Origin of the sequence: Pseudorhodoferax sp. LjRoot39 (genome assembly GCF_964253035.1) — a bacterium.
In the GTDB taxonomy this organism is placed as follows: domain Bacteria; phylum Pseudomonadota; class Gammaproteobacteria; order Burkholderiales; family Burkholderiaceae_C; genus Pseudorhodoferax.
Genome location: NZ_CAXUQL020000001.1, coordinates 3,363,520 through 3,380,573 on the forward strand (window position 1 = coordinate 3,363,520; position 17,054 = coordinate 3,380,573).

Consider the following 17,054-nt stretch of genomic DNA (forward strand, 5'->3'; position numbering starts at 1 on the left):
GCCCCCCGGGCCGACGCGCCGTCAGCTGGCCAGCTGGATGGTCACGCTGCTGGCGCCATAGCGCACCGTGGACTTGGCAAAGCCGTCCACGGCCACTGTGTCGAAGCGGTTGTGCACGCCCTTGGCGCTGAGCACCACGATGGTGTCGCCGGCCTTGGGCACGTAGCCGTTGGTGAACGTCACCTGGAGCGTGCCCGCCAGCGCGGCGTGGTCGCCCACCACCAGCGTGCCGGCCGTGCTGCTGGACAGTGCCAGGTGCAAGCTGCCGGCCTTCTGCGTGTAGGTGCCCGCCACATTGAGCTGGGTGCCGTTGGTGGCCAGGGTGCCGCCATCGACGTAGACCGCGCCCGTGCCCAGCGCCGTTGCGGAGTCCGCCCGCAGGGTGCCGGCCGCCACGATGGTGCCGCCGCTGTAGGTGTTCGCGCCCGTCAGGGCCAGCGCGCCGGTTCCCTGCTTGGTCAGCTTGCCGGCCCCGCCGATGTCGTTGCGCCAGCGGTCGAAGGAGCAGAAGCCCGAGACGCAGAAGCCGGCGGTGCTGTCGTTCATGGTGACGGTCACGTCGGCTTCCAGCCGGCCGTAGCCGCTGGCCGCATCGAACAGGTTCAGGCGGCCGAAGCCTTCCTCGTCGTCCAGCACGGGGTAGCCCGAATCGATGGCCGTGGTCTTCAGCACGGCACGCCGCTGGTCGGCGCTGAGGTAGGGGAAGCGGGTTTCCAGCAGCGTCTCCATGCCCTTGGGCACGACGGCGGGCTGGCCGGCCTTGCTGCTGTCCTTGGCGAAGCCGAAGGTCAGGCGGCGCAGGTAGTCCGCCTTCGCGGCTGCGAAGTCGGAGAAGCGGTCGTCGCCGACGCTGGCCGCATGCGCGGAATTCCAGAGTTCGACGCCGGTGGTCACGCCCAGCTTGCCGCGCAGTTGCTGTTGCGCCTGCTCGAACACGGCCAGCCGCTGCGCCTCGGTGTAGGCCAGGCCACGGTCGCCTGCACCTTTCAGGAACGGCATCCAGACCGACGAGCCCAGCATGCGTCCGCCCATCACGCCCAGGGCCGAGTGCATGCCCGCGCGGATGCGGTTCTCGCCGGCCTCCAGGCCGCGCGCCACGGCTTCGTGGAAGCGCTGCGGCGCCACGTAGGCGATGGCCATCGAGTAGCGCACGAACTCGGCCGTGTGGCCGCTGGGGAAGTCGGAGTCCTGCTGGGCGCTGGTCTGTGCGGCTGCGGCGGTGGCTCCGGCGGCCCGGCGCACCAGCAGTTCGGGCAGCACGCGGACCTCGGGCAGGCTGCTGTCGGCGGCGGACCAGCGGTAGGGCCGCGCGAACTTGTAGAAGCCTTTGGGGCCGTTGTCGGACGCGATGTTGCCCACGGTGGCGTTGTCGACGAACTGCAGCACCGCGCCGAACGCGGGGTTGGTCGTGGCGTTCGTGTTGCCCCAGCCGGAGCTGGGGTTCCCGGCCAGGTCGTCCCAGGCCTGGCCCAGCGGGCCCAGCGCGCCGCCCTTGACGGTGCGCGTGACCTTGTTGCCGGTGTCGTCCAGCCGGATCTCTTCCTTCTGCGCGTCGGTGTAGGTGGTCTGCGTGGTCAACTTGGACGAATACGCCATGTTCTGCAGGAACAGCGCGCTGTTCCTGACCGTCCCCGTCGTGCCCGCCGTGGGCGCCTGGCCCGGCGTGCCGTTGGTGTTGTCCGAGGTGAGCACGTGCCACACGCCGTTCCAGCTGGTCAGCGCGAAGGCGTCGCAGGCTTGCCTGCCGGCGACGTTCGTGTCCGGCGTGGTCGCGCCGTTGGCGAAGATGCCGGCGTAGTCCGAGGCCTTGAAGCCGTTCATCTTGCGTTCGGACGGTTCCCAGATGTCCAGGAAGCCGGACAGGATGCGCAGCGTGCTGTTGGTGGTGTGGTCGGCGTAGCAGGCGTTGTTGCCATTGGCCGTCGCATCGTGCCGGCCGGAGTTGTAGACGGTGGCGTCTTCGCGGTACCGGGGCACGTCGGTGCGCGAGGCCGGCATGCTGGTCGCTGCGCGCGCGGCGACGGCGATGGTTTCGGTGCCCAGACCGGCAGGCGGGGCGGGGATGGCATAGGGTGCATCGTCCCCGCCGCCACAGGCCGCCAATGCCAGCAGCGCTGCCAGGGCGACGGCGCGCAGAGCGAATGGATTGCGATGGGCGGGGAGACAAGCGAAGGTCGGCATGTGGGAGCTGAACTGCAAAAAATGAACAGCCGGACACTATGCGCAGCACACCGTGAAATGGTGATGACAGGGCAGCGTTCCGGGGGGCATGGCGCCGTGTGCGCCCACGCCGGGCCGGGCTCCACCAGCTCCTAGAATTCCGCCCGCCATGCCGGTGCTGCACAAGAGGACGAACGTCCCGCAGCAGACCACCGCTGCACCACCTGAATCCGCCAGCCGCGAACAGGCGCACCCACCCAGAGCACATGCACACAGACACTGAAGCAGCCCCGACCATCGGCTTGGCACTGGACCGGACGGCCGTTGTGGACCAACTGGGGGCGCATGGCGGCCGTGCGCTGCGGTTCGAGCGCTGCAGCTTCGACCACCAGGACCTCGGCGGACTCGCGCTGTCGGGCGCGCGCTTCGTCGCATGCAGCTTCGAGGGCACGGCCTTCGAGAAGGCTGCGCTGGCGCGCACCCGCTGGGCCGGCTGCCGCGCGCCGTTCGCCAGGTTCGACATGGCCGACCTCACCGAGGCGCAGTTCGAGGGCGGCGACTACAACAACGCGTCCTGGTCGCGCGCGCGCCTGTCCGCGGCGGCGTTCTCGGAGACCAAGCTGACAGGCGCCAGCTTCCACCAGGCCCAGGCACTGGGCCTGCGCTTCAGCGCGGCCATTCTGGTGAGCGCGGACCTGCGCGGCATCTCGTTCCGCAAGGCCCGGCTGGAGGGGCTGAACTTCGCCGAAGCCGACCTGGGCGGTTGCGACTTCACGCAGGCCGTCCTGGTCGGCGGCAGCCTGCGGGGCGCCAACCTCAAGGGCTGCACCTTCCGCGATGCCGACCTGAGCGGCACGGAACTGGGCGCCGTGCAGGTCGGCGAACTGACCCAGCACTTCAAGGGATGCACGCTGTCCACCGAGCAGGCGGCGGGCATCGTCGCCGCGCTGGGCATCACGGTGCTGTAGCCGCCGCGTCGCGGAAAATCGCGCCCATGCACCTGCCTGAATCTTCCTTGTCCAACGCGCCGGACGGCGTGTCCGACGCCTGCTTCGACGCGCAGGACCGGGCCAGCCTGTACAGCGTGCTGCACGCGCGCCGCGACATGCGGCACTTCGTGCCCGGGCAGACGGTGCCGGACGCGGTGCTCGCGCGCGTGCTGCACGCCGCGCACTGCGCGCCCTCGGTCGGCCTCATGCAGCCCTGGCGGCTGATCCGCATCCGCGACGCTGCGCTGCGCGAAGGCATCGCGCAGCTGGTCGAACAGGAACGGCAGGCCACGGCCGCGGCCATGCAGCAGCGCAGCGCCGAGTTTCTCGCGCTCAAGGTCGAGGGCGTGCGCGATTGCGCCGAACTGCTGGTGGCCGTGCTGGCGCCCGACGACGGCACGCTGTTCGGCCGGCGCACCATGCCGCGCGACATGGCGCTGTGCTCGGCCGCCTGTGCGGTCCAGAACCTGTGGCTGGCGGCGCGGGCTGAGAACCTGGGGCTGGGCTGGGTCTCGCTGTTCGAACCCGCGGCGCTGGGGCAGCTGCTGCAGCTGCCCGAGGGCGCGCAGGCCATCGCGGTGCTGTGCCTGGGGCCGGTGCCGGCCTTTTATGCCCGGCCCATGCTGGAGCTGCAGGATTGGCGCCACGGCCGGCCGCTGGAGGAGATGGTGGCGACCGACCGTTGGCCGGGCCGCTGACCCGCGCTCAGAGTTCGCCCCCCGGCAGCGCGCCCGCGCGCAGCGCCTGCACGGCCTGTGCGCGCACCTCGGCGCGCGTCGTGTCGCGGTGGTCGGCCGACAGCGCACCGATGTCGCCGACCTCGCCCGAGGGCACCGGGCCGGACGCGGCCAGTTCGCGCAGCACCTGCGCGCGGCTCAGCGGCGTGCCGGTGGCGGGCACCGTCCAGACGCCGGCCTCGCCGCCGGCCGGCAACTGGCCACGGGCCTGCGCCTGCAGCACCTCGGCGCGCACCTGTTCGCGCGTGAGCGCCGGTGCGTCGGACGCCAGCGCAGGCTGGGCCAGGCCGAACACGGCGGTCAGGGAGAGCAGGAGGGCGGTGGAGCGAGGCATGGTGTTTCCTTTGTCGAATGGTCCGCGCGGTGTTGCGCGGTGCATTGAATTGTGGAAACCCAAACCTCAGGAAGCCGCACCGTTCGATGACGTTTGCGTCATCTGCATCTCGCCGAGCCACAGGCCGATGCGCGTGCGCCCGCCGCTGGAGTCGGCCAGCGTGCCGCCGCCGTGCATGCGCGCGATCGCGGCCACGATGGCCAGGCCCAGGCCATGGTGCTGGTCGGCCTGGCTGCGTGCGGGGTCGGCGCGGAAGAAGCGGTCGAACAGGCGCGGCAGGTGCTCGGGCGCGATGGCCGCGCCGGCGTTCTCCACCGTGATCTCGGTGCGGCCGTCCTGGCGCGCGATGGCCAGCCGCACCGTGCTGCCCGGCGTGGCATGCCGCGTGGCGTTGCCGAGCAGGTTGGACAGCGCGCGCTGCAGCAGGCCGGCATCGACCGCGGCCGAGGCGTCGCCCTCGATGCGCACCGCGAGCGTGGCCTGCTGCAGCGCGGCCTCGTGGAACTCGGCCACTTCGGCCGCCAGCGCTGCGAGGCTGGCGACCTGCGTGCGCCGCGCGCTGCTGCCGCGCTGCGCGCGCGAGAGGAACAGCATGTCGGCCACGATGTGGGCGAGCCGGTCCAGCTCCTCGAGGTTGGAGCCCAGCACCTCCTGCAGCTCCGCCGCGCTGTGCGACTTGCGCAGTGCCAGTTCGCTGCCGCTGATCAGCGTGGCCAGCGGTGTGTTGAGCTCGTGCGCGACGTCGGCGTTGAAAGCCTCCATCTGCGCGTAGGCCGTGGCCAGGCGGTCGAGCAGGGCGTTGAACTGCGCGATCAAGGGCTGCAATTCGGCCGGCTGGGCGCGGCCGTCCAGGCGCTGGGCCAAGGTATCGGCGTCGAGCCGGCCGGTCTGCGCCGCCAGTTGGCGCAGCGGCGCCAGGCCCAGGCGCACCAGCAGCCAGCCGCCCAGCGAGATGACCGCTGTGCCGCCCAGCGCGGCCAGCAGCAGCAGCCAGGCCATGCGCCGCAGCAGGGCCGCGTCGGCGCGCGGGTCCAGTTGCAGCGTGGCCTGCACGGCTGCGGGCCAGCCATCGACGGTCACGGCGAAGCGGTGCGCGGGGGCCGGTACGTCCGCAGGCAGGGGCCGCGCGAACACGGTGCGGCCGGCGCCGTCGGTGAGCGTCAGCGCGAGGTCGCCGTGGCCGGCCAGCATGTCGTCCAGTAGGTGCGGCAGCTCCTCGGGCCGGTGGTCGGCGCGGCCCTCGGCCAGCAGTTCGCGCACGGCGGTTTCCTTCTGCGCCAGCGTCTCGTGGCGGCGCTGCGCCAGCGTCCAGTCCAATGCGAGGTACAGCGCGCCGCAGACCAGGCCGAGCCCCGCCAGCGACTGCAACGCGAGCCACAGCGACAGCCGTGCGCCGAGGCTCCTCGATGTCATGCGCGCACTTCGAGCACGTAGCCCATGCCGCGCACCGTGTGCAGCAGTGGCCGTTCGAACGGGCGGTCCAGCTTGTCGCGCAGCCGGCGCACGGCGACCTCGACGATGTTGGTCTCGCTGTCGAAGTTCATGCCCCAGACCTGGGCTGCCAGTTCGGTGCGCGACAGCACCGCGCCCTGGCGGCGCAGCAGCAGCGTGAGCAGGTTGAACTCCTTGTTGGTCAGGTCCACGCGCTGGCTGGCGCGCGTGACGCGGCGGCGGATCAGGTCGACTTCGAGGTCCGCCAGGCGCAGCACCGTGGCTTCTGCCGGCGTGTTGCTGGCGCGGCGCAGCAGCACCTGGATGCGCGCCACGAGTTCGGAGAAGGCGAAGGGCTTGACCAGGTAGTCGTCGGCGCCGCTGCGCAGTCCGCGCACACGCTCTTCGACCTCGCCGCGCGCGGTCAGCATGAGCACGGGGGTCTGCCGGCTCTGGCGCAGCGCGGCCAGCACGGCCAGACCATCCAGGCCGGGCAGCATGCCGTCGAGCACGATGAGGTCGTAGGCGTGTTGCACCGCCGCTTCCAGGCCGGTCACGCCGTCGTTCGCCACGTCCACCGCAAAGCCTTCTTCGCGCAAGCCTTTCTGCAGGTACTGCGCGAGCTTGGTTTCGTCTTCGATCACCAGCAATTGCATGCGGCATTGTGGGCCGCGTGGCAACGCGATTCCGATGACAAATTTGTCATCCGCTTTGTTGCCAGGGTGGCATGTCGGGCCGCTACACTCGCGCCGCTGTTGCAATGCAGCAACCCCATTCACTGCGTCGTTCTCCATGCGCCGTTTCCTCTCCATCGTGCTGATGCTCGTGCTGATGCTGCAGGCCACCTGGTCCGCGGCGGCCGAGGTGTGCCAGCACGAGCCAGTGACCATGGAGGCGCACTTCGGCCACCACGTGCACCTGGATGCGGACGAGCCGGCGCACGACGGGAGCGGGCCGCAGGTGCCGCACCTCGATTGCGTGGGCTGCCACGGCGGCATGTGCGCCGTGCTGCTGGGCTGGCCGGCTGCGCTGCCGGCGGCCGTGCCCGATGCCAGCCACGCCACGCCGTACCGGCGCAGCATCACCCACGGACAGCCCGAGCCGCTGATCCGTCCGCCACACCACTTCCTCGCCTGAGCCCTTTCGGCTTCGGTCGGCCCCGCTGCGGGCCGGTTCGCGGACACGCTGTCCGCTCCCACGAGGATTCGCATGCTTTGGAAGTTTTCGCCCCGGCGGGCATCGCGCGGGCTGGGTGCTGCCGTGCTGGTGCTGGCGGCCCTGCCGGCCCTGGCCCAGTCTCCCGCCGCAGTGCCCGCCAACCTGGCCGAGGCCTTCGCCCAGGCCTGGGCACGCCAGCCCGAACAGGCCGCCGCGCAGGTGCGCCGTGACGCCAGCCAGGCCCAGCGCGCCGCGGCCGAGCGCTGGACGCCTGAGCCGCCGGCCCTGCAGGCCTCTCTCAAGACCGACAGGCTGACCGGCAACGACGGCGCCTACGAGATCGAGGCCGGCGTCTCCGTGCCCCTGTGGCTGCCGCGCGAGCGCGCTCTGACGCAGGCCCAGGCCGACGCCGAAGGCCTGGCGCAGGAGAGCCGGCTGCGCGCCATGCAGTGGCGCCTGGCCGGCCAGCTGCGCGAGGCCTGGTGGGCCTGGCAGCTGGCGCTGCTGGAGCAGCAGGCCGCGCAGGCGCGGCACGACAACGCGGCGCAACTGGCCCGCGACGTGGCACGCCGCGTGGCGGCCGGCGACCTGTCGCGCGCCGACCAGAACCAGGCCGACGGCGCCGTGGCCACCGCCCAGGCCGAGCAGGCCGAGGCAGGTGCCGCACTGGTGCAGGCGCGCCAGGCCCTGGCCGCGCTGGGTGTGGCGGCGCCTGGCGCCAGCGGTGCCGAGCCACGGCCGGCCACCCTGGCCGATCCCACGCCCGCCGCCGACCACCCGGCGCTGGCCGAACTGGACGACCGCGCCCGGCTGGCGCGCCATGCGCAGGAGCTGGCCGCCGTGCAGAAGCGCGCCAACCCCGAGCTGACGCTGCTGACCGGCCGCGAGCGCAGCGCGCGCGGCGAGCCCTACGCGCGCAGCCTGAGCTTCGGCGTGCGCGTGCCGCTCGGCTCGTCGTCGGGCCACCGCGCCAAGGTGGCCACGGCCAGCGCCGAGCGCATCGAGGCCGAGCAGGCCCACTTGCTCGAAGTGCAGCGCCTGGCGGCCGACAGTGCGGCCGCGCAGGCACGCCTGGCCGCCGCCACTGCCGTGGCCGAAGCCAGCGCGCGGCGCGTGGCGCTGGCACAGCAGACGCGCGGCTTCTACGACAAGTCGTTCCGGCTCGGCGAAAGCGATCTGCCCACGCGCCTGCGCGTGGAGCAGGAAGCCCACGAGGCCGAGCGCCAGAGCGCGCGCGCCCGCGTGGCCGTGCACCAGGCCGTTTCAACACTGCGCCAAGCCCTGGGCCTCTTGCCCCAGTAAATCCCTTTCTCGCGAAAGCACCTTCATGCGATTCCTTCTGTTGACCCTGGCGCTGCTGCTGGGCAGCCCTGCGCGCGCTGGCGACGGCCACGACCATGGCGGCGCCGAGCCGGCAGCCGTCGGCCCGGCCCTGCCGCGCTTCGCCGCCAGCTCGGACCTGTTCGAACTGGTCGGCGTGCTCGACGGCCACCACCTGCGTGTCTGGCTGGACCACGCGCCCAGCAATGCACCCGTGGAGAACGCCCAGCTGGCGCTGGAACTGAACGGCCAAGCCATCACGCTGAAGCCCGTGGGCGCTGGCGAATTCGAGGCCGAGCTGGCCGCCGAGCCTGGCCCTGGCACGCACCCGGTGACGGCCACCGTCACGGCCGGCGCCGATGCCGACCTGCTGGCCGGCGAGCTGGACATCCATGCCGAGGCAGTTGCCCAAGCGCCGCACGCGGACGGTTGGCGCGTCTGGGCGCCATGGGCAGGTGGCGGCCTGGTGGTCGTCCTCGCGCTGGCGGCCCTGTTCCAACGCCGCAGCACCAAGCTGGGAGCCGCCGCATGAAGACCCTCGCAAGCATGTTGCTGAGCGCGCTGCTGGCCGCTCCCGCACTGGCAGGTGAAGGCCATGACCATGGCGGCGCCCCGGCAGTCGCCAACGCCAACGGCCCGCAGCGCCTGCCCGACGGCAGCGTGTTCCTGCCCAAGCCCGCGCAGCGTCAGATCGGCGTGCGCACGCTGGTAGCCGAAGAGAAGCAGCTTCCCCGCGCCTTCACGCTGGCCGGCAAGGTGGTGATGGACCCGAACGCGGGTGGTCGCGTACAGCCCACGCAACCCGGGCGGCTGGAGCCCGGCCCGCGCGGCTTCCCCACGCCCGGCCAGGCCGTGCGCAAGGGCGAGGTGCTGGCCTATGTGGTGCCGGCCGCCGCGCCGCTGGAGCGCGCCGGCCAGGCAGCGCAGGTAGCCGAGCTGCGCGCTGCGCGTGCGTTGGCGGAGAAAAGGCTGACACGCCTGCGCGAGCTGGCCGACACCGTGCCGCGCAAGGAGATCGAGGCGGCCGAGAGCGAATTGGCCAGCCTGGGTGAGCGAGCCGGCGTGATGTCGGCTGGCCTGTCGCTGCGCGAGGCGCTGGTGGCGCCCGTGGCCGGCGTGATCGCCTCGGCCCAGGCCGTGGCAGGCAGCGTGGTCGATGCGCGCGAACTGGTGTTCGAGATCGTCGACCCGACGCGCCTGCGCATCGAGGCCCTGGCCTACGACCCGGCCCTCGCAGCCGACATCGCCGGCGGTGCGCTGGCGGTCGGATCGGCGCGCGTGCCGCTGCGCTTCGTCGGCGCGGCGCGTGCATTGCGCGAGCAGGCGCTGCCGCTGCAGTTCGCGGCCGAAGGCCCGGCCCTGCAGGCGTTGGCCGTGGGCCAGCCCGTGCAGGTGGTGGTGCAGACCAGGAGCCAGCTGGCTGGCGTGCCCGTGCCCGCCGCGGCCATCGCGCGCAACCCGTCGAACCAGAGCATCGTGTGGGTCAAGGTCGCGCCCGAGCGCTTCGCGCCGCGCGTGCTGACGACCGAGCCGTTGGACGGCGCGAACGTGGTCGCGACCTCGGGTCTGAAACCCGGCGACCGTCTGGTGCACCAAGGTGCCAGCCTCGTGAACCAGATCCGGTAGGCCAGCATGTTCAAGTGGCTACTCGACAGCAGCCTGGCCAACCGGCTGCTGGTGATCATCGCGGGCGTGGTGCTGGTCGCCTACGGAGCGTTCACGCTGTCCACCATGCCGGTGGACGTGTTCCCGGACCTCAACAAGCCCACGGTCACCATCATGACGGAGGCCGGCGGCATGGCGGCCGAGGAGGTGGAGCAGCTCATCACCTTCCCGCTGGAAACCACCATGAACGGCCTGCCCGGCGTGGAGGCTGTGCGCTCCACGTCGAGCGCGGGGCTGTCCTTCCTCTACGTGACCTTCGACTGGTCGACCGAGATCTTCCGCGCGCGGCAGATGGTGTCGGAGCGGCTGTCGGCGATGGAGGAGGGCCTGCCCGCGGGCGTGGTGCCGCGCATGGGGCCGATCAGTTCCATCATGGGCGAGATCATGCAGATCGCGATCCCCATCGAGACCGAAAAAATGGGCGCGATGGCGGTGCGCGAGTATGCGGACTGGGTGCTGCGCCCACGCCTGCTGGCGATCCCGGGCGTGGCCCAGGTGATTCCCATCGGCGGAGAGGTGCGGCAGTTCCAGGTGCAGCCCGACACGGCGCGCATGGCCGAACTCGGCATCACGCACGAGGAGCTGGAGGTGGCGCTCAAGGGCTTCTCGGCCAACACCTCGGGCGGCTTCCTCGAACTGAACGGGCGCGAGTACCTGATCCGCCACCTGGGCCGCACCTCGCGCCTGGAAGACCTGCGCCAGCTCGCGCTGACGGCACGCAGTGGCCAACCCATCCTGCTGCGGCAACTCGCGCAGGTGGACTTCGCGCCCGCCATCAAGCGCGGCGATGCGGGCCTCAAAGGCCAGCCTGCCGTGATCCTGGGCGTGCAGAAGCAGCCCACGGCCGACACCATCGCACTCACCAAGGCCATCGAGACCGCGCTGGCGGAAATGAAGACCGCGCTGCCCGCCGGCATGCAGGCGCCGCAGGTCAGCTTCCGCCAGGCCAGCTTCATCGAGGCGTCCATCACCACGCTGCAGGGCAAGCTGATCGGCGCCTCGGTGTTCGTGGCCGTGATCCTGCTGCTGTTCCTCGGAAACCTGCGCACCACCATCATTGCGCTGGTGGCGATTCCCGTGTCCATCTTCGCCACGGCGCTGGTGTTCCGCGGCTTCGGGCTGTCGATCAACACCATGACGCTGGGCGGCCTGGCGATCGCCATCGGCGGCCTGGTGGACGACGCCGTGGTCGGCATCGAGAACGTGATGCGGCGCCTGAAGGAGCAGCGCGCCGCGCACCCGGATACCTGGAACCCGCTGCAGGTGGTGGGCGCGGCGACCATGGAGGTGCGCTCGGCCATCCTGTACGCCACCATCATCATCGTGCTGGTGTTCGTGCCGCTGTTCGCGCTGCCGGGCATGGAGGGCAAGCTGTTCGTGCCGCTGGGTGTGGCCTTCATCGTCTCCACGCTGGCCAGCCTGGTGGTGTCGGTGACCGTCACGCCGGTGCTGAGCCTGTACCTGCTGCCGCGCATGCAGTCGCTGGACCATGGCGATACGAAGCTCCTGGCCTGGCTCAAGGCGCGCTACCGCAACGGCCTGCAGCCGGTGCTGAACCATCCGCGCCAGGCGATTGCGGCCGGTGCGCTGGCGGTGCTGGCGGCGGCCGCGGCCGTGCCCTTCTTCGCCACCACCTTCCTGCCGCCGTTCAACGAGGGCACGCTGTTGATCGGCCTGCGCCTGAACCCCGGCGTGACGCTGGCCGAAAGCTCTGCGCTGGCGGCGCAGGCCGAGCGGCTGGTCGCCGGTGTGCCCGAGGTCACGCACGTGGGCCGGCGCAGCGGCCGCGCCGAACTCGACGAACACGCTGAGGGCGTGCACGTGAGCGAGCTCGACGTGGGTCTGAAGCCGCCCGGCGAGATCACGCGCAGCATGGATGCGGTGCAGGCCGACATCCGCGCGCGGCTGCAGAACCTGCCGGCGGCGATTGCCATCGGCCAGCCGATCTCGCACCGCATCGACCACATGCTGTCGGGCGTGCGTTCGCAGATCGCCATCAAGATCTTCGGCGAGGACCTGGACCAGCTGCGCGGCCAGGCCGAGGCGCTGCGCGCGAAGCTGGCCACGGTGCCGGGCCTGGCGGACCTGGAGGTCGAGAAGCAGGTGCTGGCGCCGCAGATCAAGGTGGCCATCGACTACGCGGCCGCGGCGCGCTACGGCGTGCCCGCGCCGCAGGTGCTGGCCCAGCTGCAGAGCCTGGTCGAGGGCGAGCGCGTGACGCAGATCGTCGAGGGCAACCGGCGCTTCGCGCTGGTGGTGCGGCTGCCGGAGGAGGCGCGCTCGGTCGAAGGGCTGGCGCAGATCCTGGTGGAGACGCCCACGGGCCGCGTGCCGCTGTCGCTGTTGGCACGCATCGAGGACGGCGACGGCCCCAACCAGATCAGCCGCGACGACGGCAAGCGCCGCATCGTGCTCTCGGCCAACGCGCAGGGCCGGCCGCTGTCCGACGTGGTGGCCGACATCCGCGCCACCGTGGCCGCGCACGCATTGCCCGAGGGCACGTTCGTGACGCTGGGCGGGCAGTTCCAGGCGCAGGAAGAGGCCTCGCGCCTGGTGGGCCTGCTCTCCATCGTCTCGCTGGTGCTGATGTTCGTGGTGCTGTTCAGCCGCTACCAGAGCACGCGGCTGGCGCTGCTGATCATGGCCAACATCCCGCTGGCGCTGGTCGGCGCGGTGCTGGGCCTGTGGATCTCGGGCCAGCCGCTGTCGGTGGCGGCGCTGGTGGGCTTCATCACGCTGGCCGGCATCTCGGTGCGCAACGGCATCCTGAAGGTCAGCCACTACATCAACCTGATGCGCTTCGAGGGCGAGGCCTTCGACCACAAGATGATCCTGCGCGGCTCCATCGAGCGGCTGAGCCCGGTGCTGATGACGGCGCTGGTGACCGCCTTCGCGCTGGCGCCGCTGCTGTTCGAGGCCGAGCGGCCCGGCACCGAGATCCTGCACCCGGTGGCCGTGGTGATCTTCTCGGGGCTGGTCAGCTCCACGTTGCTGGACACCTTTCTGACACCGGCGATGTTCTGGCTCTTCGGCCGCAAGGACGCCGAGCGTCTCGCTGCCGAGGGCGCGACCGAGGCGCTGTGATGCCTTCCCCAACCATTGCTTTCTACAGAGGAACCGACATGAAATCCCTGACCCTGTTCGCCGCACTGGCCCTGGCCAGCTCCATCGCCACGGCCCAGGCCCACAAGGACAGCCACGACCACCAGCCGCTGCACGGCGGCGTGGTGGTGGAGGCCAGCGACATGGACTTCGAACTCGTGGCCAAGGCCGACACCCTCTTGCTGTACGTACGCGACCACGGCAAGGCCGCCAGGCTGGAGGGTGCCACCGGCAAGCTCACGCTGCTGGCCGGCAGCGCCAAGACCGAGGCCGTCCTCGCGCCAGCCGGCGACCGGCTGGAGGCCAAGGGCAGCTTCCCGACCGCCGCCGGCACCAAGGTGGTGGCCACAGTGCAGCTGGCGGGCAAGAAGCCGGCGAACGTGCGCTTCGCGCTGAAGTAGGCGCGCGGCCAGGGCGGCGCACGGTCATGCCGGCGCTATAGGATGTGCGCCCGATTCGATCGCCATGCCCCAGCCCACCTTGCCACCTGCCGCGTCGCAGCCTCTTGCCCCGTCCGACAGTCCCTGGCGCGTGCTGCTGGTGTTCCTCCAGCTCGGCCTGACATCGTTCGGCGGGCCGGTCGCCCACCTGGGCTACTTCCGCACCGAGTTCGTGGAGCGGCGGCGCTGGCTCGACGACGCCGCCTATGCCGACCTCGTGGCGCTGTGCCAGTTCCTGCCCGGGCCGGCCAGCAGCCAGGTGGGCATGGCACTGGGCCTGGGCCGGGCCGGTGGCTGGGGCATGCTGGCCGCCTGGGCCGGGTTCACGCTGCCGTCGGCGCTCGCCTTGATCGCGCTGGCCGGCGCCATCGTGCACTGGCCCGCGCTGGCCGACGCAGGCTGGGTGCACGGCCTCAAGGTGGCGGCCGTGGCCATCGTGGCGCAGGCCGTCTGGGGCATGGCGCGCACGCTGTGCCCGGACCGCCAGCGCGCCGCGCTGGCCATCGTGGCGGCGCTGGTGCTGCTGGCCTGGCCGGCGGCGCTGGCCCAGGTGCTCGTGATCGCAGGCGCAGCCATCGTGGGGCGTTGGCTGCTGCGGCTGCCGGCCGCCACGGCCGCGCCCGCGCCGCAGCGCTGGCCACTGTCGCGCCGCGGCGCTGCACTGGCGCTGGCGCTGTTCCTGCTGCCGCTGGCGGTGCTGCCGCTGTGGGCCCTGGCCAGCGGCTCGCCGACGGCCGCGCTGGTCGACGGCTTCTACCGCGCCGGTGCGCTGGTGTTCGGCGGCGGCCATGTGGTGCTGCCGCTGCTGCAGGCCAGCGTGGTGCCGGGCGGCGCGCTCGGCAATGCCGAATTCCTGGCCGGCTACGGCGCGGCGCAGGCAGTGCCGGGCCCGCTGTTCACGTTCGCGGCCTACCTGGGGGCGGCGGCCCAGTGGCCGTGGCAGGGTTGGGTGGGCGGCGTGCTGCTGTTGCTGGTGATCTTCGCGCCGGCCGCGCTCGTGCTGCTGGCGGCGCTGCCGTTCTGGCAACTGCTGCGCGTGCGGCCTGGCGTGCAGGCCGCGCTGGCCGGTGTCAACGCGGCCGTGGTCGGCGTGCTGCTGGCTGCGTTGTACGACCCGGTGTGGACCAGCGGCATCCAGGGGCGTGGCGATTTCGCGCTCGCGCTGGCGGCCTTCGGCCTGCTCGTGGTCGGCCGCTGCTCGCCTGTGCTGGTCGTTGCGCTGGCGGCGGCGGCAGGCCAGGCGCTGGGCTGGATGTCGTGATCTTTCGCCAATCACGTCGACTATTCGCTTGAATGGCGTGCCAATGCGTGGCCCAATGGCGGCCATGGCACCGATTTCTTCCATCGCCTCCAGCGGCATGCAGGCCGCCCAGCAGCGGCTGCAGGCCTCTGCGCACAACGTCGCCAACGTGCAGACCGAAGGGTTCACGCGGCTGGAGGTGGTGCAGCAGTCGCGCAGCGAGGTCGGTGGCGTGGACGCGGCGACGCGGCGGGCCGAGTCTGTCGGCGTGTCGCTGGAATCCGAGGTGGTCGACCAGCTGTCGGCCCGCAACGCCTTCGTGGCCAATGCCACCGTGTTCCGCACCGCCGACCGCATGGCCGGCGCGCTGCTGAACGTCTACGCCTGAGCCGATAGCCCAGGCCCGCGCCGCTTCGGACTACGCCGCCTGCTGCAGGTAGACCTGCAGATGCGCATAGGCGGCCTGCAAGGTCGGCGCCGCCACGCCGTGGCGCGCAGCGCGCACCAGCATGTCGCCGACGATGCCATCGGCTTCCAGCTTCGCCATGCCGGCGTCGATGTCGCGCGCCATCGACGCCTTCCAGGCGGAGGCGGGATTGAGCAGCAGGCCCCGGATCTGCGCGACCGCCTCCGGCGCCAGCGGGTGGCCTTCGGCCCGGCTGACCTGCAGGCACTCGGCCAGGGCGGCTTCGACAAGGCCGCGGCCATGCGCCGTGGCCAGGATCTGGGCGATGCTGCCGCGCAGCAGGCAGGTCACGGCGGCGCCGCTGCACAGCATGACCCACTTGTTCCAGAGCTGTTGCACGATGTCTTGATCGACCGCGCGCAGGCCGGGGCTGCGCGCCAGCAGACCGTACAGGTCGTCGGCCAGCAACTGCAGCTGCGTCGTGCGCGCGCCCAGGACCACGCGGTCGGCGGCGCCGAGATGGCGCGTGGACCCATCGGGCTGCAGCGCCACGGCGATGTAGGCCACGCCGCCCAGCACCTGCGCCTTGCCGAACGCGGCGTCGAGCAGGTCGTAGGTCTGCATGCCGTTCAGGAAGGGCAGGATGGCCGTGTGCGGGCCGACGGCGGGCGCGATGCTGCGCATGGCCTCGGGCAGGTCGTAGGTCTTGCAGGCCAGCAACACCACGTCGGCTGCGGGCAGGGCGCCGCCGGCTTCCACCACGTCGACAGGGCCGTGGAAGTCGCCCAGTTCGCTGTGCACGTGCAGGCCGTGCGCGCGCAGCTGGCCGGCGCGCGCGCTGCGCACGAGGAAGGAGACGGAGGCACCGGCCTGCAGCAGCCGGGCGCCGTAGTAGGCGCCGATGGCGCCGGCGCCGAGGACGAGGATCTTCATGGGGTCACCTGTTGTGGAGAGAGGGCAGGCGCACGCAGGCTGGTCAGCGCGCGCCAGGAAAAAGAAGCGGCCGCGCCGCCGCGGAGGGCAGCACGCAGGCCACGTCGTGCCTGCACCCTGGCACCACCTGCAGCGGCCTGGGCTGTGGCGGCCGCAGCACCTGCGCTTCGTAGGCCGCGTAGCCCTGGGCACGCTGCAGGCGGTAAGGGCCTTGCAGCTGGGCCGCGCAGCTGTGGTCCAGCAGCTTGTCCGCGTTGCCGGGGCCCGGGCCGTTGTCGAGCGCGCCGGCCAGGTAGGCCAGGTCTGCCGCGCGGTAGCGTGCCCGTGCAGCAGCCGCGTCGCCCAGGTGGGCGGGCAGGTCGGCCACGCCGTACTTCCACTGGTCGTAGCGCGGGCAGGCCGCGGCATCGGGCGTGTGCAGCGCCATCGGGGCGGCAGTGGGCAGCCCATCCTGTGGCGGCTGTGGTCGCACCGGATCGAAGTAGAGCCAGGTGCCCGGATCGGCGATCACATGGCGCAGCCGCACGCCAGCCGGCGCGTCGGCCGCGAAGGCCACGTGGTGCTGCAGCAGCTGGGCGCCGGCCGAGAACCCCGCCAGCGTGACGGTGCGCAGGCCGGGCCACAGGCGCGCGAGCTCGGCCACCAGCGCATCGAGTGCGGCGAACGAGGTGATGGGATGCGGACCGCTGGAGGCCTCGCCGGCCAGCCAGGCGCCGCACCGCCACAGCGCGTCGCCGGCTTGCGCGGGCTTCTCGCCCGGCGTGTGGCAGCGCTGCGCCTGCCCTGGTGCGACCTGGAACAGCGGCGCCACGACCAGCACGCGCCCCCGCAGTCCCGCGCCTTCCACCGCGGCGAGGCCGGCGTTGAAGCTGTGCGCCGCATCGCGCGGGTAGCCGTGCATGACGAGCAAGGCGGTGTCGGGTGCCGGCGCCGCGCCGGGCTGCTGCGACACGTAGTAGGCCAGCTGGCCTGCGTCCTGCGGCAGCGCCACGCGCAGCAGGCAGCCGGCGGGCTGGGCCTGCTGGTCGCAGGCAGTGCCGGCATCGGACGCCGGCACGCGCGGCACGGCAGGTGGCGCAGCCTGCGCGGCGAGCGCCGCGAACAGCCCCAGCGCGCCGATCCATGCGCGGACCATGGCG

Annotated in this window: 16 protein-coding genes; 10 read left to right on the forward strand and 6 right to left on the reverse strand. The window is 72.0% G+C overall.

Features of this window, described 5'->3' with window-relative positions:
* Positions 1 to 21 precede the first annotated feature (21 nt).
* The gene (locus ACSQ4M_RS15720; RefSeq protein ID WP_436190383.1) at positions 22 to 2,181 is read right to left on the reverse strand and encodes an autotransporter-associated beta strand repeat-containing protein; all 2,160 of its coding nucleotides are present in this window, start codon (positions 2,179 to 2,181) and stop codon (positions 22 to 24) included.
* Between the two features lie 245 nt (positions 2,182 to 2,426).
* Between ACSQ4M_RS15720 and ACSQ4M_RS15725 the strand changes: the two genes are divergently transcribed.
* Together ACSQ4M_RS15725 and bluB are read left to right on the forward strand one after the other, a co-directional pair.
* On the forward strand, positions 2,427 to 3,128 hold the full coding sequence (locus tag ACSQ4M_RS15725) for a pentapeptide repeat-containing protein (protein ID WP_436190384.1): 702 nt from the start codon (positions 2,427 to 2,429) through the stop codon (positions 3,126 to 3,128).
* Positions 3,129 to 3,154: 26 nt separating this feature from the next.
* The gene (gene bluB / locus ACSQ4M_RS15730; protein WP_436190385.1) at positions 3,155 to 3,847 is read left to right on the forward strand and encodes a 5,6-dimethylbenzimidazole synthase; all 693 of its coding nucleotides are present in this window, start codon (positions 3,155 to 3,157) and stop codon (positions 3,845 to 3,847) included.
* Positions 3,848 to 3,854: 7 nt separating this feature from the next.
* On the opposite strand, the gene ACSQ4M_RS15735 is transcribed toward bluB, so the two are convergent.
* The 3 genes from ACSQ4M_RS15735 to ACSQ4M_RS15745 all read right to left on the reverse strand — a co-directional run bounded on the left by ACSQ4M_RS15735 (position 3,855) and on the right by ACSQ4M_RS15745 (position 6,307).
* Positions 3,855 to 4,220: a DUF4148 domain-containing protein gene (locus tag ACSQ4M_RS15735; protein WP_436190386.1), complete on the reverse strand. Its 366-nt coding sequence runs from the start codon at positions 4,218 to 4,220 to the stop codon at positions 3,855 to 3,857.
* Between the two features lie 66 nt (positions 4,221 to 4,286).
* Positions 4,287 to 5,633: a heavy metal sensor histidine kinase gene (locus ACSQ4M_RS15740; protein WP_436190387.1), complete on the reverse strand. Its 1,347-nt coding sequence runs from the start codon at positions 5,631 to 5,633 to the stop codon at positions 4,287 to 4,289.
* The gene (locus ACSQ4M_RS15745; RefSeq protein WP_436190388.1) at positions 5,630 to 6,307 is read right to left on the reverse strand and encodes a heavy metal response regulator transcription factor; all 678 of its coding nucleotides are present in this window, start codon (positions 6,305 to 6,307) and stop codon (positions 5,630 to 5,632) included. The genes ACSQ4M_RS15740 and ACSQ4M_RS15745 overlap by 4 nt, the downstream gene beginning before the upstream one ends.
* Before the next feature lie 136 nt (positions 6,308 to 6,443).
* On the opposite strand from ACSQ4M_RS15745, the gene ACSQ4M_RS15750 reads away from it, so the two are divergent.
* The 8 genes from ACSQ4M_RS15750 (at position 6,444) to ACSQ4M_RS15785 (ending at position 14,964) form a co-directional block, all read left to right on the forward strand.
* Positions 6,444 to 6,788: a hypothetical protein gene (locus ACSQ4M_RS15750; protein ID WP_436190389.1), complete on the forward strand. Its 345-nt coding sequence runs from the start codon at positions 6,444 to 6,446 to the stop codon at positions 6,786 to 6,788.
* Positions 6,789 to 6,860: 72 nt separating this feature from the next.
* Positions 6,861 to 8,111, forward strand: a complete 1,251-nt coding sequence (locus ACSQ4M_RS15755) for a TolC family protein (RefSeq protein ID WP_436190390.1) — start codon at positions 6,861 to 6,863, stop codon at positions 8,109 to 8,111.
* 25 nt (positions 8,112 to 8,136) lie between these two features.
* A complete protein-coding gene (locus tag ACSQ4M_RS15760; protein WP_436190391.1) occupies positions 8,137 to 8,661 on the forward strand; it encodes a hypothetical protein in 525 nt (174 codons plus the stop codon).
* On the forward strand, positions 8,658 to 9,755 hold the full coding sequence (locus tag ACSQ4M_RS15765; protein WP_436190392.1) for an efflux RND transporter periplasmic adaptor subunit: 1,098 nt from the start codon (positions 8,658 to 8,660) through the stop codon (positions 9,753 to 9,755). The genes ACSQ4M_RS15760 and ACSQ4M_RS15765 overlap by 4 nt, the downstream gene beginning before the upstream one ends.
* A 6-nt stretch (positions 9,756 to 9,761) precedes the next feature.
* Positions 9,762 to 12,878: an efflux RND transporter permease subunit gene (locus ACSQ4M_RS15770; RefSeq protein WP_436190393.1), complete on the forward strand. Its 3,117-nt coding sequence runs from the start codon at positions 9,762 to 9,764 to the stop codon at positions 12,876 to 12,878.
* Positions 12,879 to 12,916: 38 nt separating this feature from the next.
* Positions 12,917 to 13,297, forward strand: coding sequence for a hypothetical protein (locus tag ACSQ4M_RS15775; protein ID WP_436190394.1), 381 nt, complete (start codon positions 12,917 to 12,919; stop codon positions 13,295 to 13,297).
* Between the two features lie 64 nt (positions 13,298 to 13,361).
* A complete protein-coding gene (gene chrA, locus ACSQ4M_RS15780) occupies positions 13,362 to 14,597 on the forward strand; it encodes a chromate efflux transporter (protein ID WP_436190395.1) in 1,236 nt (411 codons plus the stop codon).
* Between the two features lie 64 nt (positions 14,598 to 14,661).
* Positions 14,662 to 14,964 carry a flagellar basal body protein gene (locus tag ACSQ4M_RS15785; RefSeq protein ID WP_436190396.1) on the forward strand — a complete coding sequence of 101 codons (303 nt, stop codon included), beginning with the start codon at positions 14,662 to 14,664 and terminating at the stop codon, positions 14,962 to 14,964.
* Between the two features lie 30 nt (positions 14,965 to 14,994).
* On the opposite strand, the gene ACSQ4M_RS15790 is transcribed toward ACSQ4M_RS15785, so the two are convergent.
* Both ACSQ4M_RS15790 and ACSQ4M_RS15795 read right to left on the reverse strand, forming a co-directional pair.
* Positions 14,995 to 15,915 carry a ketopantoate reductase family protein gene (locus ACSQ4M_RS15790; protein WP_436190397.1) on the reverse strand — a complete coding sequence of 307 codons (921 nt, stop codon included), beginning with the start codon at positions 15,913 to 15,915 and terminating at the stop codon, positions 14,995 to 14,997.
* A 43-nt stretch (positions 15,916 to 15,958) separates the two neighbouring features.
* The gene (locus ACSQ4M_RS15795) at positions 15,959 to 17,050 is read right to left on the reverse strand and encodes a hypothetical protein (protein ID WP_436190398.1); all 1,092 of its coding nucleotides are present in this window, start codon (positions 17,048 to 17,050) and stop codon (positions 15,959 to 15,961) included.
* Positions 17,051 to 17,054: the final 4 nt, after the last annotated feature.